The organism is Enterococcus gallinarum NBRC 100675 (assembly GCF_001544275.1).
GTDB lineage: Bacteria > Bacillota > Bacilli > Lactobacillales > Enterococcaceae > Enterococcus_D > Enterococcus_D gallinarum.
In genome coordinates this window covers 221,489-239,925 of sequence record NZ_BCQE01000001.1, presented here as the reverse complement: position 1 = coordinate 239,925, position 18,437 = coordinate 221,489, and the positions used below count along the sequence as shown (strand labels likewise).

The window sequence follows — 18,437 nt, the reverse complement described above, 5'->3', positions numbered from 1 at the left end:
AGCATTAGCGCTCAGCATGCTGGTTTTTTGTTTTATGGCTGGGATGGCTTAGCAGCGCTATATAGGAAAAGAGCAGCATCTTGCCCCATAAACAACTGTGGGCCTTCAAAAAATGTTTCATAACTTACTGAATCAAAACCTACTGATTCTGCTAGTTGGAGCAGCGTGTCTTGCTCAAATCCATTGTGTACTTTAGGATGTGAGACAGACGGGTTTTTATTGAAATCAACGATGAACAAACGTCCGCCGGGTTTTAACAACTGATAAAGTTGCTGCAGTAAATGTTCTGTGTCGGGGATATGAAGCATTACCAGCGACAGCAGAACGATATCGGCTTCTTCATGAATGGATTCCTTCGTTAAATCATGGAACGATCCAAAAACATTTGTCAGCCCTTGATGGGCGACCTTCTGATCAACGATCGCCAGCATGCCCTCCGCAGTATCCCAAATCTGCAGTTGCTTGACTAAAGGGGCCAACGGTAAGCTAACAAGACCTGTTCCACCGCCATAATCAATTAGAATTTGTTCACGGGCATTCATCAATTGGGGCCTTACTGCTGCTGTAATCTTTTCAGCTAGAGCAATCCTTGGGGGTGTATCGTAATGGTCGGCCATTTTATTAAAAATCTCAGACATAAAAACCTCCTTAATGGTCTGACAAAAAACTGTTCCTTTGAGTAAAACTAGTTTATCATAAAAGGAGAAAAAATGATCTTTTATTAAGATATAATGTATAGGATCGTCAGGAGGCTACAAGATGAAAATTGGTATTATCGGTGCAATGGATGAAGAAATCAAGATGTTGCGGGAAGCATTGGAAGCTCCCTTATCTTGGGAGCGAGCTGGAGCACTATTTATTTCCGGCAGTATCGGCAATCATGAAGTGATCGTTGTTCGATCTGGAATCGGGAAAGTTGCCGCTTCACTGACAACAAGTTTGCTGATTCAGCAATATGGGGTCAACATGGTGATCAATACTGGATCTGCTGGGGGAATCGGTGCTGGTTTAGCCGTCGGCGACCTTGTGATTTCAGAAAAACTAGCTTATTTCGATGTAGATGTTACTGGATTTGGGTATACATATGGGCAACTCCCAGGGGGAATGCCTTTGTATTTCGAGGCCAGTCGTTACTTGATCGGCGAAATGACCAAAGCCGCAGAAGCAACGAATCACAATGTAAAAAATGGCTTGATCGTAACAGGGGACAGTTTTATCAATGACGGACGTAAAGTACAAGAAATCCTAAGGCACTTCCCAGACGCTTTGGCTTGCGAGATGGAAGGTGCTGCGATCGCCCAAACAGCGAAGCAATTCAATATTCCTTTCCTTGTCGTAAGAGCCATCAGTGACACTGCGGATCATGCTGCAACAGTTTCCTTTGACGAATTCATTTTGGAAGCCGGCAAGCGCTCTGCAGAAATGGTGCTGGCCTTTGTTAAAAAGCTGAAATAATAAAATTGGAGGAGATCACAAATGAATGCATTACTCTCAATTGATTATACAGTCGATTTTGTAGCTGATACTGGTCGTTTGACGACCGGCCAAGCGGGTCAAGCGATTGAAACAACATTAGTCGATCATACCCAACGATTTATCGATCAAGGGGATTTTGTTGTCTTTGCCATTGATCGCCATGAAGCAGAAGATCCTTATCATCCAGAAAATCAGTTGTTTCCTCCTCATAATCTGGCAGGATCAGAGGGACGGAATCTCTACGGGACACTAGCTGCAGTGTATGAAGATCACAAAGAAAAAGAAAATGTTTACTGGATCGATAAGCGCCACTACTCAGCGTTTAGTGGAACAGATCTTGACATTCGTTTACGGGAACGGGGCATTACTGCACTTTATTTGACTGGTGTCTGTACAGATATCTGTATCTTGCATACGGCTGTCGATGCATATAACCTTGGGTATCGATTATTTATTTTCAAAGATGCTGTTGCAAGTTTCGATCCAGTCGGTCATGAATGGGCGTTGCGCCACTTTGAGCAGACATTAGGGGCTACTATTCTCTAAAAAAGGAGTTGAGTGTAATGGGATTTATGGATCAATTAAAAGAACAGTTTAGTTTCAGTGAATTGACAGGATTGTATCAGTCCTATAAAAGCGGTGAATTGGATGTAGACAAGATTTTGAATGATACGTTCATGCAAAAGTATACCGATTTTGAAAATGTGGAAGCATTGATGACAAAACTAGGCATTCAAGATAAAGATCAACTCATGGACTTTATGAAAGATAGAAGCAACCGGCATCATGCTGACCAAGTCATAAAGGACCATTCCCAATTTGATTCTCTAATCGAAATGATCAAAAAAGCACTAGGAAAATAAAATCACCGCCCCCGAAAAGTTAGCAGCAAACAGCTAACTTTTCGGGGGCGGTCTTAATATTGTATCTTTTGATGAGGCTGGCAGCTGATTGTATTTCTGAACTACTTTGGCTAATGATGTGAGGTGAATCTTCTTTTTTTTAAAAGTTGCATCAACAAATGGGCCAATGACTCATAACCAAACAGTTCATAACAAATGCCTCGTAGAAAGCTGTATCTTACCAGATGTGAACACGGTCTTCAGGAGCCCGGTACATGCCATCTCCCGGTTCAATACCGAAAGTAGTGAAGAAGGAATCGATGTTTTGAACTTGGATGTTGGCCCGTAACTTGGCAGGGCCATGAACATCAATGGCTAGCAGCAACTGTTGATATTGTTCTTTGGCTTTTGTGCGCCAAATTTTTGCCCAATTGATAAAGAAGTCTTCTAGTGAGACGTCAGTTTCTTTTTCTGCTGCTTCTAGTGCACAGCTTAATCCACCAGCATCGGCAATATTTTCCGATACTGTCAAGGTGCCATTGACCGTTCCACCAGCAAATGGCAAGCCGTCGAATTCATTGATCATTTCTTGAGCCAATGTCTCAAAATGGGCCAGGTCCTCTGCTGTCCACCAATTATTCAGGTTGCCGAATTCGTCAAATTTGGCTCCGTTATTATCAAAAGCATGGGAAATCTCATGAGCGATCACTGCACCGATCCCACCATAATTGGCACTTGCTGATTGAGACAGACTGTAAAATGGTGCTTGTAAAATAGCTGCTGGGAAGACGATCACATTCTTGAAAGGATGATAGTAGGCATTGACTGTTGCTGCAGACATTTCCCACTCATCACGATCGACCGGTTTTTGCCATTTGCTAAAAAGATCTTCCCGGAAGATACGTCCAAAACGTAGTGCATTTTGTAACAATGATGCATCAGGGTCTGTGTGCAATTGATCATAGATAGCTGGGATTTTGTCTGGGTAACCGACATGGATTCCTAGTTTATTTAATTTAACGATTGCTTTTTGTTTGGTATGCTCACTGAGCCAAGTATTGCTGGTCAAACGATCTTGATAGACGCCAATCATCGTTTCCACCATATGTTTTACATCATTTTTTGCTTTTTCACCAAAATACTTGCGACCATAATAATCACCGACGACTTGACTAAATTGTCCAATCGTCAGATAATAGGCGGCTTTTTCTTTAGGCATTGCTTCATCAACCCCAGAGAGATGCCGATTGTAGGCTCCGCCGAGTTGGCGTAGTTCTTCACTAAGATATCCAGTGTAGCGCAAACTTTGATTAACGACCATCCAGCTTTTCAATAAATCAAAGTGGGTAGGAGAGACAATGATATCAAATGCTGCAAAGTAATCAGGCTCAGTCACGATCAACTCTTCTGGTTCGGCATTTAATAAAGCGGTTAATGTCTTTTTGAAGTCGAGTTGCGCCGAATGCTGTGCAAAGGTATCTAGACTTTGCGGGTTGTAATTTTTGCTGTAATCGGCATTTTCTTCCGCACTGCGAACATGAGGAGCAATCAATTTATCAAAAGCCAGTGTTTGTTCTACCAGCGACTCTGCTTCGGATTGTGATTTCCCTAATTTCGTTAAGAGCGCAACAGCATTGTCGAAGAAAACTTGTAGTAACTCTTCTGCCTGCGGGTGGTCAGTATAATATGTTTTGTCAGGCAAGATCGTTGCTGGGGGATAGGCCAACAGTGTATTCATTTTCGCGTTTTTCATATCGGAGTCGATATCGAAAGCAAATGGTAGTTGGATGCCGTTAAGAATGAATTCAGGTAGCTGTGCATTTAACTCGTCATAAGACGCAAGGTTTTCGATTTTTTCCAAAATCGGCAAAACTTCTTGACCTGCGTTTTCATCACGGGTAGCAAAATCGCTTGCTAAGCGATAGAAAGCAACGGCATCTTTCATTTTTCCTTTAGGGATTGCTAAAGGATCTGCCGCCATATTCTTGAACTCAGCCATCATCAACTGATCGATTCCGTCTACCAGATCTTGAAAACCTCCAGTTGCCGGTTTATCCGCAGGGATCACCGCTGATTCCAACCAATCGCCATTCACATAATCATAAAAATCATCTTTTAATAATGTTGTCATATGCTTCGCTCCTTTTTATGCTTTCTCCTATTATGAAACAAAATTTTCCAGTACGCAAAAAAAGTTTGTTTTTTTCTTAACGAAAAAGTTCTTTAGTGTCTAAACCGGCTGATTCCCGTGGTACTATTAAGATATACTTTGGTTAGGAGGAATGGCGATGGAAGAAAGAGAGAACATAGATACTTGGCAGGGAATACCAGAAGAACGATTCCGCCGCTACAAATCTTGGGTAACACCTTCCGGCTATTTGTGCGGAACTTATGCTGCCACCGTGTTTTTGGCTTATTATCAAGATTATATTGATGAGCAGATCATCCCTAAAACGGTGAGAAGGAAAAATCAGCTGCAGCCGGGCGCACTGACAGACATCTTGCGGCTCTTGATTCAACCTCATGGATTGCCAACGATTGCTTGGCAGGTGGCTCATGGACTATCACGCTTTTTCTCTCATTTTGATCTGCCTTATCGGGGGCGTGCCACAGTTGTCGGCGGCTGGCAGCGAGCCTGCAAACGGATCGATCAAGGCAAACCGGTGATCGTTGGTCTCTTGAAACCTTTAGGAAGTACCTACGGCAATCACTGGGTAGTCGCATATGCTTATTTAGAAACAGAGACCGGACGTTATCTAAAAGTTCATGACAACTGGGGGAAGTACAATCAAGTGATTCCAGCCAGCTGGATTAACGGAACCGTCTCGTTACCTTAAATTAATTTAATGAAAAAAGCACCTATAATGTGCTAGAATAAAAGAAACAATTCACTTCACTTGGAGGCAGACATGGGCGAAAGTTATAAAGATAGTTCATTGAAGATTTTCAGTTTGAACGGCAACAGACCGTTAGCCGAGAAAATTGCAAAAGTTTTCGGTACAGAGTTAGGTAAGTCAAAAGTAACACAATTTAGTGATGGAGAGATCGCGATCAATATTGAGGAAAGTGTTCGTGGCGATCATATTTTTATCATTCAATCAACTAATGAACCAGTCAATGATCACTATCTTGAATTGTTGATCATGATCGATGCCATGAAACGTGCAAGTGCCAAAACGATCAATGTGGTTTTACCGTACTATGCGTATGCAAGACAAGACCGGACGGCAAATCCTCATGAACCGATCACGGCAAAATTGATTGCCAATATGTTAGTGGAAGCTGGGGCGACACGGATCTTGACATTGGATCTGCATGCCGTGCAGGTGCAAGGCTTCTTTGATATCCCTGTTGATAATCTATTTACGATTCCGCTTTTCGCGCATTATTATCGCGAGAAAAAAATGATCGGAGACGAATATGTCGTTGTCTCTCCCAAAAATAGCGGAGTTCAGCGGACCCGCAGTTTAGCCGAATATTTAGATACAGCGATTGCAATCGTTGATCAAGATGAGGCAGATGGTGGCTATGTGATTGGAGATGTTGCCGGCAAAAAATGTATTTTAGTAGATGATATTTTGAATACAGGCAAAACATTGTCAAAGGCAGCAGATTTGCTAAAAGAAGCAGGAGCTAGTGAGATTTATGCGTGCGTCTCTCATGCGTTATTGTCACCACCAGCCAAAGACATTCTTGATCAATCTGTCATCGAAAACATTTGTGTCACAGATTCTTGTTGGACTGCCGAAGAACGGCATCCAGAACGGTTGTCTTACCTTTCTTGTGCAGAACTGATGGGCGAGGCTGTCAAACGAATCCACGAAAATACACCGATGAGTCCCCTGTTTCGGTTAGAAAGCAAAGAATACAAATAAGGAGCAAGAGAGTCCGGTTGTTCCGGACTTTCTTGCTTCTTATTTTGTCATGAGACAATGCAATTTATGCTAAGTCATTGAGGTTCAAGACAGTCTCTCGCTTAATCAGCTTATGCGGGACGACAAGCTGAACCGCATTTGAACCTTCATGGTTTAATTGTGCCATCAAGCTTTCTGTGGCGATTTTTCCTAAGGATAAGACGTTGATGTCAATGCTGGTCAAGTAAGGATGGGTCAATGTAGCAAAAATCGAGTTATTAAAGCTGATCACAGATAGATCATCAGGAACTTTATACCCGAACATCGTTGCCAGTTGGATGATCCGAACAGCAAAAAGATCATCGATCACTACGATTGCCGTTGCTTCGGTCTCTTTGATCGTTGTCTCGAAATTGACATAGTCTTCTGCCTGTTCAAATGTCAATGCCGGATAAAAAGGCAGATTGGCTAGCATCATTGCTTTTTGATAGCCGAAGAAACGTTCGAAATAGAGATTTTCGTGAGTTGTATTCGTAGCGAACAATATTTTAGAGTGTCCTTGGGAGATCAGATACTCTGTCGCTTGTTTTCCCAGCATTTGGTTGTCATTATCAACAAAAACGATATTTTCTTCATTGCTGTAAGGATGTCCAATCAATGTGAAAGGAACTTTTTTACGAACTAAATAATCAATGATTGGATCTTTTTCATCGGAATAGACTAAGATAAAACCATCCACTTGTTTTTGAAGGTGCATACGTTCCACATTTTTCAATAATGTATCAAAATCACGGGCAGAGGCAACCGCAACCGTCATTTGGTGGTGGCGAGCTTCTTCGTTGATGGCTTCGATCGTTTCTAAATAGAAAGGATTTCCTAGCCGTTCCTTTGAATCCAAAGGCGGCAAGATAACACCGATCGCGCTTGAAATCTGCTTGCCTAGATTTCGCGCAGCCAAATTTGGCACGTAGCCCATCTCAGCCATGATTTTGCGTACTTTCTTTTTTGTATCTTCAGAGATACTAGGGTGATCATTCACGACCCGAGAAACAGTTGAAGTAGCAACGCCGGCTTTTTTGGCGACATCTTTGACAGTTACGCTCACTGTTTTCCCTCCTTTTTTAGCTTATAGTATCATAAAGTTGTGTTATTTTGGTAGCCGGAAAGAAAAGAAAGAAGAAATGCCTTCATTTCTTCTTTCTTGGTTTCTGATCAATGATTAAGCAATAGTTACTGAGACTTCATCTTCCAACAGATACTCTTTTCCATAAAGCTGAACCGTCAATGGCTCACCACTGATTTTCTTTAGTGTGACAGTTTCTTCTTTAACAGAAATGAATAATAAGCGTCCGCGATAATTGATATGGAAAGCATAGCTGTTCCAAGTCTTCGGTAGAAACGGGGCAAAACCTAGATGGGCATGGTCCGTCTTCATTTGGGCAAATCCTTGGACGATTGCTAACCAGCTGCCAGTCATTGAAGTGATATGCAAACCATCGTCGGTATCATTGTTGTAGTTATCCAAATCTAGCCGAGCCGTTCGTTCATACATTTCCAGCGCTTTTTCTTCCATTCCCAGCTCGGCTGCTAAGATAGCATGGATACTAGGAGACAGGGAAGACTCGTGCACTGTCATTGGTTCATAGAAGTCAAAGTTGTTTCGTTTTTCCTCTTCTGTAAATTGATCCCCAAAGAAATAGATTCCTTGTAGGACATCCGCTTGTTTGATAAAGCAAGAGCGCAAGATTCGGTCCCATGACCAATTTTGATTCAATGGCAAGTTTTCTGGATCTAAATCAGTGACTGGCATCAAATCTTTGTCTAAGAAGGTATCGTGCTGAACGAAAATTCCTAAGTCTTGATCTTCTGGGAAATACATATTGTCAATGATATCCTGCCAGTAGTCTTGCTCTTTTTCTGGGATCGTTACGGTTGCTTCTGTGGCATATTCTTTATAACTTTGTAAAGTATAGCTCAAGACCCAGGTAGCCATCTTGTTCGTATACCAGTTATTGTTGATGTTATTCTCATATTCGTTGGGGCCGGTAACGCCATGGATCATATATTTTTGCTGACGTTTGGAATAATGGACACGATCTGCCCAGAAACGAGCGATGGCCGTTAATACTTCCAAGCCTTCTTTTTTCAGATAGCTCGTATCACCAGTGTAATTCGTGTAGTTATAGATGGCATAAGCAATTGCACCATTTCGATGGATCTCTTCAAAGGTGATTTCCCATTCATTGTGGCATTCGATCCCTGTAAATGTCACCATAGGATAAAGCGCGCCAGCCAAGCCTTGTTTTTGCGCATTGATATGGGCTTGCGGCAATTGATTGTGGCGATATTTCAACAAATTCCGAGTGATTTCTGGTTTTGCTAATGCCAAATAAAGAGGCACAGCATAGGCTTCTGTATCCCAATAAGTAGCGCCACCGTATTTTTCACCGGTAAATCCTTTAGGTCCAATATTTAAACGTTCATCTTCTCCATAATAGGTCGAGAAGAGTTGGAATAAATTGAAACGAATTCCTTGTTGCGCAGCAGCATCGCCTTCAATGATGACATCAGCTAATGCCCAGCGGTCTTTCCAAGCATTGACTTGTTCTTGCCGTAAGTCTTCGTAAGGTGCGCTGTACACTTGGAAAAGCTCTGCAATTTTTGTTACTTGATCATGAGGGTTGACATCACGACTGGTAACAATAATCACGTCTTTTTGTAAATGAAAGACAGCTCCTGTTTCTCCTGTAAAAGTAAACGCGTCAGCAATCGTCAATTCACTCGTCTCTGTGGATTCTGGCTCTTGACTATGACGCATTGCGGCAGTGACCGTGAATTGCTCAATGTCAAAGTTGTTTTCAATGGTACGGGTGGTCAGATAACGATAGTTGCCTGAGCTGCCGTGGTCTAATTCTTCCCAGAAGCGTTCTTCGTAATTACTATCTTCATTGCGGACATTATTGTCTAGTTTAGAAATAACTGTGATTTCTGCTGATCCTTCAAGGATCTCTGCCTGCATCGTGATTACCGCCATTTCTCGCTTGACAATACTTAAAAAGCGCTCAAAAGTAAATTTGACAGTTGCGCCAGCCAATGAAACCGTAAATGTTCGGCGTAAAATTCCTGTTTGCATATCCAGTTCCATATAAAAATCGCTCGGACTGATTTTCGCAAGATCAACAGCTTGATTGTTGATGAAAAGATCCATTGCAATGAAGTTAACAGCATTGATCACTTTTCCAAAATAATCCGGATAGCCATTTTTCCACCAGCCAACACGAGTTTTGTCTGGATACCAGACCCCTGCCAGATAAGTCCCTAGATGGTGATCGCCACTATATTGTTCTTCAAAATTGCCCCGCATCCCCATGTAGCCATTTCCAATACTTGTAAGCGACTCTTGTAGTCGGCGATTTTCTTTATCTAAAGTAGTTGTTGCGATTTTCCAAGGATCGATATCGAACAAACGCTGGATTTTTTTCATAGGTTTTTCCTCCAAAATCTTTTTGATAACTCTATAATAAATGCAAACGATTGCGTTAGTCAAGCGTAAATCATTGGTTTCTCTGCTTTTTTAAATGAAAGTGTGACAAAGAGCTGTTTTTGCGCATTTTTATAAATTAATGACTGAGGAGAATGTAAATTGAAATTTCTCGGTTTACAAAATTTTCAATCTCCGCTACAATGTGGTTATTAAGAAACCGATTGCGTAAAACGGTGGAGGAGGAAGAAAGAGGATGAAAAAATTACTAAGCTTTGAATTTTGGCAGAAATTCGGAAAAGCACTAATGGTTGTGGTAGCTGTTATGCCTGCCGCCGGATTGATGATCAGTATTGGGAAGACGATCCCCATGTTCAATGCCGATTGGGCATTTTTGGTAACGACCGGTGGTGTGATCGAAAATATTGGTTGGGCAATTATTGGGAATCTGCACTTATTATTTGCATTAGCTATCGGTGGTAGTTGGGCGAAAGAACGCGCAGGCGGGGCATTCGCTGCTGGGATCGCATTTGTATTGATCAATCGAATCACAGGTTCGATTTTCGGGGTCACAAGCGCCATGCTGACGGAAGAAGGGGCTTTTACTCATACGTTGTTCGGTACGAAAATTATGGTGGACGGCTTCTTTACAAGTGTCTTAGAAGCTCCGGCACTGAACATGGGTGTTTTTGTAGGGATCATCGCCGGGTTTGTTGGTGCGACGGCTTATAATAAATACTATAATTTCCGCAAACTGCCCGATGCACTTTCGTTTTTTAATGGCAAGCGCTTCGTCCCGTTTGTTGTAATCGCTCGTTCCGTGGTTGTTGCGATCGTGTTAGCAATCGTTTGGCCTTACATTCAAGCAGGAATCAATAACTTTGGCTTGTGGATCGCACAATCGCAAGAAAGTGCGCCGATTTTAGCACCTTTCTTGTTTGGAACATTAGAACGATTACTATTGCCATTTGGGTTGCATCACATGCTGACTATTCCCATCAACTATACTGAATTGGGAGGCACCTATACAATCTTATCTGGTGCACAAGCGGGGACACAAGTTTTCGGTCAAGATCCTCTATGGTTAGCTTGGGCAACTGATCTAGTCAATATGCGAAATGCAGGGGATACTTCACAATACCAATTCTTGATAGAGAATTTTGTGCCTGCACGTTTCAAAGTCGGACAAATGATCGGTTCTTCTGGTATTTTGATGGGACTTGCCTATGCAATGTATCGCAATGTCGATGCAGACAAGCGCCATAAATATACCTCGATGTATTTATCCGCTGCCATCGCGGTTTTCTTGACAGGTGTGACAGAGCCATTGGAATTTATGTTCATGTTTGCGGCTGTACCGTTATATGTTGTTTATGCAGTCGTTCAAGGGGCAGCATTTGCTATGGCGGATATCGTTCACCTGCGTGTTCACTCTTTTGGAAATATCGAACTATTGACTCGGACACCAATGGCGATTAATGCAGGTCTGGGTCAGGACTTGATCAATTTTGTCCTGGTAACGATCGCATTTGGGGTCGGCATGTATTTCTTGGCTAACTTCTTAATCAAAAAATTCAACTTTGCGACGCCCGGACGCAACGGCAACTACGAAGTAGAAGGAGCTGACGAAAACGTAGCAACAACTGCCTCTGACGGAACGTTAGATCCAAACTCTCAAGTGGTTAAGATCATTCATCTGTTGGGAGGACGTGAAAACATCCGCGATGTGGATGCATGTATGACTCGCTTAAGGGTTTCTGTCAAAGACCCTAGCTCAGTAGGAGACGAGAAGTCTTGGAAAGGTGCTGGCGCATTAGGTTTGATCGTAAAAGATAACGGAGTTCAAGCGGTATATGGTCCTAAAGCCGATGTACTTAAATCAGACATTCAGGATATCTTGGATTCCGGTGTGGCGATTCCTGAAGCAGTCATAAAAGAAGTCGCTAACGAGACGAATCACGAAAGCCAAGGGATAACCGCTGAGGTTGTTTCAGTAGCCGATGGGCAAGTGATTCCGATCACGGAGGTCAGTGATCAAGTCTTTGCTGAGAAAATGATGGGGGACGGATTTGGCGTGATTCCCGATAATACGCGGGTGTATTCACCTGTTTCTGGGAAAGTGACGAATGTTTTTCCTACGAAACATGCGATTGGTTTGCTATCTGATGAAGGAGTCGAAGTATTGGTTCATATGGGCTTAGATACTGTTGAACTTCAAGGGGCGCCATTCACAGTTTCTGTCACAGAAGGGCAGCAAGTCACAAAAGGTGACCAGTTGGCTTTAATGGATCTCGCAGCTATCAAAGAAGCGGGTAAGGATACAACGATCGTTGTAGTAATGACAAATACCGATCAAATCGATTCCTTTGAATTGGCCCAAACTGGTCAGCAAAAAGCTGCAGCAGTTGTTGGAATCGTCAAACTATAATAAAATGACTAAGAGCTGTGCCATAAGTATTTTACCAAACTGAATATCCAAACGATCGTGGGGTTGCTACAGTCTGGTAGTTTCTCGTCGCAATTCACGAGAAGTACAGCTGATTTCATACAGTGCGGATAGTTTCGTCTGGTTCATACTTATGGCACAGCTCCGTTCTTTTATTTACATTTTGAAAGAAGATAATCAAACGCAGAGGAGCGTTATTCATGAAAGTTTTAACATTAAACACCCATAGCTGGTTAGAAGACGATCAAGAAGCAAAATTAAAAGTGATCGCACAAGAAATCGCAGCAGGTGATTATGATTTGATTGCGTTGCAAGAAGTCAATCAATCGATTGCTGCTACAACGATCGTTCCGGATGGTCTTTATTGTCCGACAGAGGCGATCCTTGAGATCAAAGAAGACAATTTTGCTTTGCGCTTAGTAGAAGAACTGCAGATTCTGGATCACGATTATTATTGGTCATGGACTTACAGTCATGTGGGTTATGATGTCTATCATGAAGGGAATGCCTTACTGTCCAAAAATCCAATCATTGCCAAAGAATATTTGGCTTCTGAGACAACCGATGTCTGGGACCATACTACGCGAAAAAATCTTAGCGGTCTCACAGAAGTAGACGGCAAAATGATCCAAGTGTTAAGCTGCCATTTTTCTTGGTGGAATGACGGCAAGTTTGCCTATGAATGGCAGCAGACCGAAGCGTTTTTGACTGAGCGAGCAGCATCGCTCTTGCTTTTAGGTGATTTCAATAATGAGGCAGATAGCTTGGGTTATCAGCTAGTTAAAAACAGTTCATTGCAGCTGCAGGATAGTTTTCTTGCCGCAACAAAAACGATCGGTGAGGCTTCGGTTGTTAAAGCAATCGATGGCTGGCAAGACAATCAGACAGCCTTGCGTATCGATTATGTCTTTGCCTCACAGAATGAACAGCCCGTAGAGTATGAAGTGGTTTTTGACGGTCAGCGGCTGCCGATAGTCAGCGATCATTTTGGTATCTGTGTGGTTTTTGAATAACCAAGAATAGAGAAGACGACTTCGATTATTCGCTTGCCATCGCTTGAATCGGCTAGAGATTCAGGAAGCAGACAATCGATTAAAAAAAGGATGAGACCAGAAACGAATTTCTGATTTCATCCTTTTTATTTTGATCAAATGTCAATCGAACCATAGCGGTTTTTTAAGGCAGTGCGTATTAAGCGTTCTGCCAAATGTTCATTCCGGGCAAGTAGTGGACCATGGAAATAGGAACCAAAAACATTGCGGTAGACCACGCCTTCTGTTTGATCCTCGCCATTGTTTCCCTGGCCTTCTACGACTTTACCTAGTGGTTTCTCACCTTTGCCAAGAAACGTCCGACCATTGTGATTTTCAAAACCATAATAGGTCTCATCGAATTCTTCATTATGGATAACGATATCTCCGATGAAGCGATTGTTTTCTTGACTCAATGTGTAATGATCCAAGGCACTAATTCCTTTGATTTTCTCTCCGTTAGCTCCCATGTAGTAATGACCTAACAACTGATACCCGCCACAAATGGCCAACATGACTCCATCGTTCTCAATGTATTCCGTCAATGCTTCTTTTTTTGTTTGGATATCTTCAGAAACGATCAGTTGTTCAAAATCCTGTCCGCCGCCAAAGAAGACTAAGTCATACTTCTTCGGGTCAAATGGTTCATGGATGCTGACGACTTCCGAAATGAATTCTACACCCATTTTTTCGGCTACATAACGCAACATCAACAAATTGCCATTATCCCCGTAAGTGTTCAGCAAATTCCCGTAAAGATGAGCAACATTCAAACGATAATTAGCCACGATCCATCCCCCCTTTGATATAGCCTTTTTCTGCCAATTTTTTGCGTAGTTGCAAAACAGCAGTATAGGTTGCTAGGATATAGACTTTTTCAGTTGGTAGATTGGCGATATCTTTAATGACCTCATCAAGGTCTTTTGTTTCGGTGATCTTTTCTTCGGGAATTCCTGCTACTTTTAAACGCAGCGCCATATCTTGATGGCGGTCACCGCCAGCAATGACTTGAGGAATCGCCATTTCGGCAAATGCTTCATGATTTCCATCCCAGATCCAGCTAACATCAATGCCGTCCGCATAATTTGCATTCAAGAGACTGACGAGAGAAAAAGGATACGGAGATAAGCCGATCATATCGATCACTTGATTCAGGCCTACCGGATTTTTGACTAACACGAGTGTACACTCTTTGCCATCAATGGTAATGACTTCTTGACGGCCAAAGACTTTTTCATCATAGGCCAATCCAGCTCTGATTTTTTCAGGTGCGACTTGATAATATTCCGCTACAGCGGTCGCTGCCAATGCGTTATAGACATTGTACATGCCGCCAACTTCGATTCCATATGAATTCCCATCAATGACAAAATCAGCAGAAGTATTGTCCATTGCTGTGATGGCTGTCAGTTTGTAGTCTAGTTCTGGACGTTTGAAGCCGCAGTTTGGACAATAGTATTTGCCTAGATTCGCATAGGTAATCATTTGGTAATGTAAGATGTGGTGGCATTCTGGACAAAGAACCCCGTCTGTATTGTAATGGGCCATCTGCTCCTGATCAGGTAAGTGATCAAAGCCATAATACTTTCTTGGATTAACAGTAGTGACAGAATTGAACAACGGGGAATCACCATTACATAGAATGGTGGCCGTCGGTGAATTTGCTGCTCCTTCAACGATCATTTTATATGTTGTATAGATTTCACCATAACGGTCCATCTGATCGCGAAAAATATTCGTGAAGACAAATAGTTCAGGTTTGATATACTTCGTTACTTTGCTAAGACTAGCTTCATCAATCTCTAGTACTGCAAACTTTTTGCCGCCTTTTGGTTTGGCAGATAAGAAAGTAGAAACGATTCCTTGGACCATATTGGCACCTGTTGGATTTGTCAGCACATCATCAAATTCTTGCCGTAAAATATTCACCGTCAATGCAGTAGTCAAGGTTTTTCCGTTCGTACCAGTGATAACGACAACTTGATAATCTTTTGCTAGATGATCTAAAATATGCGGATCGATTTTTAATGCTATTTTCCCTGGCAGACTTGATCCGCCTTTAAAAAAGTTTTTTAATACCCACTGAGAGGTCTTACCGACTGTGACAGCCAGTTGACTTCTTAACCCCATAGTTGAACCTCCAAACGAGATGATTGTCTTTTTAGTTTAAATTCAATTTATCATACCATATGTTCTAAAAAAGGTTAAACGGCTTTTCGATTTCTTTAAGTTTCTGCAAAGAGTTCAGTTTATTGTACCAAAAAAGGCAGAGACATTCGTTACAAACAAGATGTCTCTGCCGTTTCAACACGCTTGTGGAAGGCTCACGACTTTAAGATACAACGCTTAGAATCTTCAATAGCGCCATTTTACTGGCTGTTTAACCAATAATAATCTTCTCGGTTGGGTATTCATAACCTAAATCTCGGGTTTCTTTTGGCACAAACAACAACAACGTATAAAGCATACCTACACGTCCAATGAACATCAGTAAGGCTATCACTAACTTACCCACACTTGAGAGATCATCGGTGATCCCTAACGATAAACCGGTGGTCCCAAACGCAGAAGCTACTTCGACAATGATGGCAATCAACGGGATATCTTCAGTGGCAGTCAAAAATAATACGCAGAAAAAGCACATTCCTAAGGATAACATGAAGACAACAACAGACTTACGCACATCGTCTTCATCGATCCGTCGGCCAAATATGTTGATATTGTCTTCACTCTTTAAGAAGGCATAAAGATAAAGACCAATAATGGCGATCGTTGTCGTACGAATCCCGCCACCAACTGAACTTGGGCTACAACCGATAAACATTAGTAACGAAAAAACGATCAATGTCGTGGTCTGAAAGTTCCCTAAATCATGGATTTGCAGTCCAGCATTACGAGTAGTCATGGAATAAAACATACTGTTGATCCAGGTGCTGCTAAAGCCGTAATCTTTGAACAGATGGTCTTTCTCTAGGAAATAAATGGCGATCGTTCCACCGATAAACAAAATCACAAAAGCCAACATCGCGATTTTTGTAAACAATGAAAAGCGAAAAGGCAGTTGTCGGCGATTTTTTTTCAGCTTGAAGAGGGCCCATTCTCGGAAATCCATAATCACTGGAAACCCAATCCCACCGATAAAAATCAAAAACATGATACAAATCAAAAAGAAATAATCATGAGCGAAAGGTAAAATGGAATTTCCTGTCACGTCAAAGCCAGAGTTTGTGACCGCGGAAATAGCTTGGTAAAAACCATAAAATAGGGCATCCCGCCAATTGTCATAATAGCCATTAAAATAAAAATAAATAGAAAAAATAGCGCCAGAGATGGCTTGGCAAAGTAAGATGATCGTAAACGTGATTCGAATCATCCGCACGATTCCGCTTAGCTTTGGCTGATTCATATCCGTCATAATCAACTGACGCTGCTTCAACGAGATCTTTCTCCGAGAAACGATCGCAAAGAAAGTGGAGATCATCATAATCCCTAGTCCACCCACTTGAAAAAGAACTTCAAGAAGCACTACACCGCGATCATTGAACACATCATCGATAGGGAATGTCGTCAATCCGGTGACACTGACCGTGCTGACTGCCATAAAAAACATATCGATGAAGGAAGCATGAGAACGAGGTTCACGAAAAAAGGGAAGGTAAAATAAACCTAAGGAAATAATCGTCATCAGAATATAGTAAAAAACGATCACTTGGATCGAAGAAACATTTTGGGCAATAAAATATTTGCTTTTGCGTTGTGTCAGACGAGCAAACCGCGTGAAATTCATAACTAGTCTCCTCACTAAATAAACTACCCACAGTATACCAAAGAACCAAGCAGTTTCAAAAGAAAGCAAGATCGAAAGTAAGTAGCAGCCAATATCATCAAAGAAACGCTTTGCAAAAATATGAGATAGCGCCGCAAAACAATCACTGGAACAGAGAAGACGGTAGCCTGTCATTGAGAGAGTACTAGAAGATAGCGGTGAGTCGGACAAAAAACTGTAAGCCCAACAGACTTATCGGGCATACAGTTTTTTTGAAGAGAGCTGTTAGTTAGAGTGCTTCCACCGCTTCGATTGCGCGAAAGACTTTTTCTGGAGTGATCGTTGGGTCGATCAGGACAAATGTTTCTTCTTCTTTAACGGCATAAGTCAAAACAGGTGCAAAATAGGCGCGATCCACACGAGAGACATGCAAGTCCTTTAGTTTCATAGGTAAGTGCAATGCTTCGTAGAAAGGACGCAGTTCCTCGATAACAGCAAAATCGTTGGTGTAGGCAAGTTGTACCCAGATGCAGTAGGCCACTTTATTGCCATGGAGGACACTGTGGGTTTCACTCAGATAAGATAAGCCGTCATGTAATGCGTGGGCGCCAGAAGTTCTGCCAAACTCTACAGCAAATCCACCAACTTCTCCTGCTAAAGCGATGATGGCATCTGTGATTCGCGCAAAAGCTGGCGTCAAGCGCCCGGCTTCTAAATCAGTGACTGCTTGGATGGCATCTGCGATCAAGAGTTCTTTGATTAGTTTTGCACTTTGAAAACCAAGCCGAACTAAGGCTGTTTTATCTTCTTCTGCCATCGTGCGTACAATGGCTTCCATTTCATAATACTTAGCTAGCGTGTCTGCGATGCCTGCAATGAAATAATCCACGGGTGTTGCTAGCAAGAATCGAGTATCGACGATCGTCATATAAGCCCCTTTTTTGGCATAATCGATCTTGCAGATTGTGTGGTCTGGGTAATAGGCGACGATCACAGGAGTAAAGGGTGCACAGTTGGAAACCAATGTAGGGATGACGATCAGCTCCGCTCCCATTCTTTCTGCAGTAATTTTTGCGGTATCTGCGACACGTCCACCACCGATCGCAAGCAGGACATCTGCATGTTTGATCTTATCCGCTAACTCCTGAGCATTCTCATAACTTGAGGAGCCATCATAGCGATAAACAGGATAGTCAAATGGATGCGGATAATAGGTTTGAAAAACGTCAAATGATTGATCGCCAGTAATGACGGCAACCTGATCAAAATCATTGAGATACTCTGGTAGATCAAAAAGAACTCCTTCACCAGTAATATACCGGTTTGGTCCAGGGCGGACTTCATTGGCTAACATAACACAACACTCCTTTGCAATCGTCAGAATTTTCTAACTAGTGTAACGTGGAATAGCTCCTGCTGTCAATTTTTCTTTTGAGCCGTCTCGTTAAAATCAGTCAGACCAAAGTCAACTAGCGCAGACAGACATAAAAAAAGACCCTCTCAAAGGAGGGCTTGTTCTGGCTAGTCTTCGCATAATTAAG

Annotated in this window: 15 protein-coding genes; 7 read left to right on the top strand and 8 right to left on the bottom strand. The window is 42.2% G+C overall.

The window, feature by feature from the left end; translation table 11 throughout:
- Positions 1-32: 32 nt before the first annotated feature.
- Positions 33-653 (bottom strand): class I SAM-dependent methyltransferase, encoded by a 621-nt coding sequence (locus tag EG2_RS01095; protein WP_255210065.1) that lies wholly within the window; start codon positions 651-653, stop codon positions 33-35.
- Positions 654-759: 106 nt separating this feature from the next.
- Here EG2_RS01095 and EG2_RS01090 point away from each other — a divergent pair, with 106 nt between their 5' ends.
- Genes EG2_RS01090 through EG2_RS01080 form a run of 3 tightly spaced genes read left to right on the top strand, consistent with a single transcriptional unit; the run spans position 760 to position 2,339 of the window.
- On the top strand, positions 760-1,455 hold the full coding sequence (locus tag EG2_RS01090) for a 5'-methylthioadenosine/adenosylhomocysteine nucleosidase (protein WP_060813139.1): 696 nt from the start codon (positions 760-762) through the stop codon (positions 1,453-1,455).
- A gap of 21 nt (positions 1,456-1,476) precedes the next feature.
- Positions 1,477-2,022, top strand: a complete 546-nt coding sequence (locus tag EG2_RS01085; protein WP_003128491.1) for a cysteine hydrolase family protein — start codon at positions 1,477-1,479, stop codon at positions 2,020-2,022.
- 17 nt (positions 2,023-2,039) lie between these two features.
- Positions 2,040-2,339 carry a hypothetical protein gene (locus EG2_RS01080; protein ID WP_060813138.1) on the top strand — a complete coding sequence of 100 codons (300 nt, stop codon included), beginning with the start codon at positions 2,040-2,042 and terminating at the stop codon, positions 2,337-2,339.
- A gap of 217 nt (positions 2,340-2,556) precedes the next feature.
- Here EG2_RS01080 and EG2_RS01075 read toward each other — a convergent pair whose 3' ends face one another.
- The gene (locus tag EG2_RS01075; protein WP_060813137.1) at positions 2,557-4,449 is read right to left on the bottom strand and encodes a M13 family metallopeptidase; all 1,893 of its coding nucleotides are present in this window, start codon (positions 4,447-4,449) and stop codon (positions 2,557-2,559) included.
- A gap of 157 nt (positions 4,450-4,606) precedes the next feature.
- Here EG2_RS01075 and EG2_RS01070 point away from each other — a divergent pair, with 157 nt between their 5' ends.
- Both EG2_RS01070 and EG2_RS01065 read left to right on the top strand, forming a co-directional pair.
- On the top strand, positions 4,607-5,155 hold the full coding sequence (locus EG2_RS01070; protein WP_060813136.1) for a C39 family peptidase: 549 nt from the start codon (positions 4,607-4,609) through the stop codon (positions 5,153-5,155).
- Between the two features lie 72 nt (positions 5,156-5,227).
- Complete coding sequence (locus EG2_RS01065; RefSeq protein WP_005472824.1) at positions 5,228-6,193, top strand: ribose-phosphate diphosphokinase; 966 nt, start codon at positions 5,228-5,230, stop codon at positions 6,191-6,193.
- 64 nt (positions 6,194-6,257) lie between these two features.
- On the opposite strand, the gene EG2_RS01060 is transcribed toward EG2_RS01065, so the two are convergent.
- Together EG2_RS01060 and EG2_RS01055 are read right to left on the bottom strand one after the other, a co-directional pair.
- Positions 6,258-7,277: a LacI family DNA-binding transcriptional regulator gene (locus EG2_RS01060; protein ID WP_060813135.1), complete on the bottom strand. Its 1,020-nt coding sequence runs from the start codon at positions 7,275-7,277 to the stop codon at positions 6,258-6,260.
- Between the two features lie 114 nt (positions 7,278-7,391).
- On the bottom strand, positions 7,392-9,656 hold the full coding sequence (locus tag EG2_RS01055) for a glycoside hydrolase family 65 protein (RefSeq protein ID WP_060813134.1): 2,265 nt from the start codon (positions 9,654-9,656) through the stop codon (positions 7,392-7,394).
- A gap of 253 nt (positions 9,657-9,909) precedes the next feature.
- Between EG2_RS01055 and EG2_RS01050 the strand changes: the two genes are divergently transcribed.
- Together EG2_RS01050 and EG2_RS01045 are read left to right on the top strand one after the other, a co-directional pair.
- Positions 9,910-12,081: a PTS transporter subunit IIBC gene (locus tag EG2_RS01050; protein ID WP_060813133.1), complete on the top strand. Its 2,172-nt coding sequence runs from the start codon at positions 9,910-9,912 to the stop codon at positions 12,079-12,081.
- Between the two features lie 218 nt (positions 12,082-12,299).
- Positions 12,300-13,112 (top strand): endonuclease/exonuclease/phosphatase family protein, encoded by an 813-nt coding sequence (locus tag EG2_RS01045; RefSeq protein ID WP_003128501.1) that lies wholly within the window; start codon positions 12,300-12,302, stop codon positions 13,110-13,112.
- Between the two features lie 134 nt (positions 13,113-13,246).
- On the opposite strand, the gene EG2_RS01040 is transcribed toward EG2_RS01045, so the two are convergent.
- The 4 genes from EG2_RS01040 to EG2_RS01025 all read right to left on the bottom strand — a co-directional run bounded on the left by EG2_RS01040 (position 13,247) and on the right by EG2_RS01025 (position 18,250).
- A complete protein-coding gene (locus tag EG2_RS01040) occupies positions 13,247-13,918 on the bottom strand; it encodes a type 1 glutamine amidotransferase (protein ID WP_003128503.1) in 672 nt (223 codons plus the stop codon).
- Positions 13,911-15,260: a Mur ligase family protein gene (locus EG2_RS01035; RefSeq protein ID WP_060813132.1), complete on the bottom strand. Its 1,350-nt coding sequence runs from the start codon at positions 15,258-15,260 to the stop codon at positions 13,911-13,913. Before EG2_RS01035 ends, EG2_RS01040 begins: the two co-directional genes overlap by 8 nt.
- A 250-nt stretch (positions 15,261-15,510) precedes the next feature.
- Positions 15,511-16,917: a TrkH family potassium uptake protein gene (locus EG2_RS01030; protein ID WP_029487306.1), complete on the bottom strand. Its 1,407-nt coding sequence runs from the start codon at positions 16,915-16,917 to the stop codon at positions 15,511-15,513.
- 268 nt (positions 16,918-17,185) lie between these two features.
- Complete coding sequence (locus tag EG2_RS01025; protein WP_060813131.1) at positions 17,186-18,250, bottom strand: iron-containing alcohol dehydrogenase family protein; 1,065 nt, start codon at positions 18,248-18,250, stop codon at positions 17,186-17,188.
- Positions 18,251-18,437 lie beyond the last annotated feature (187 nt).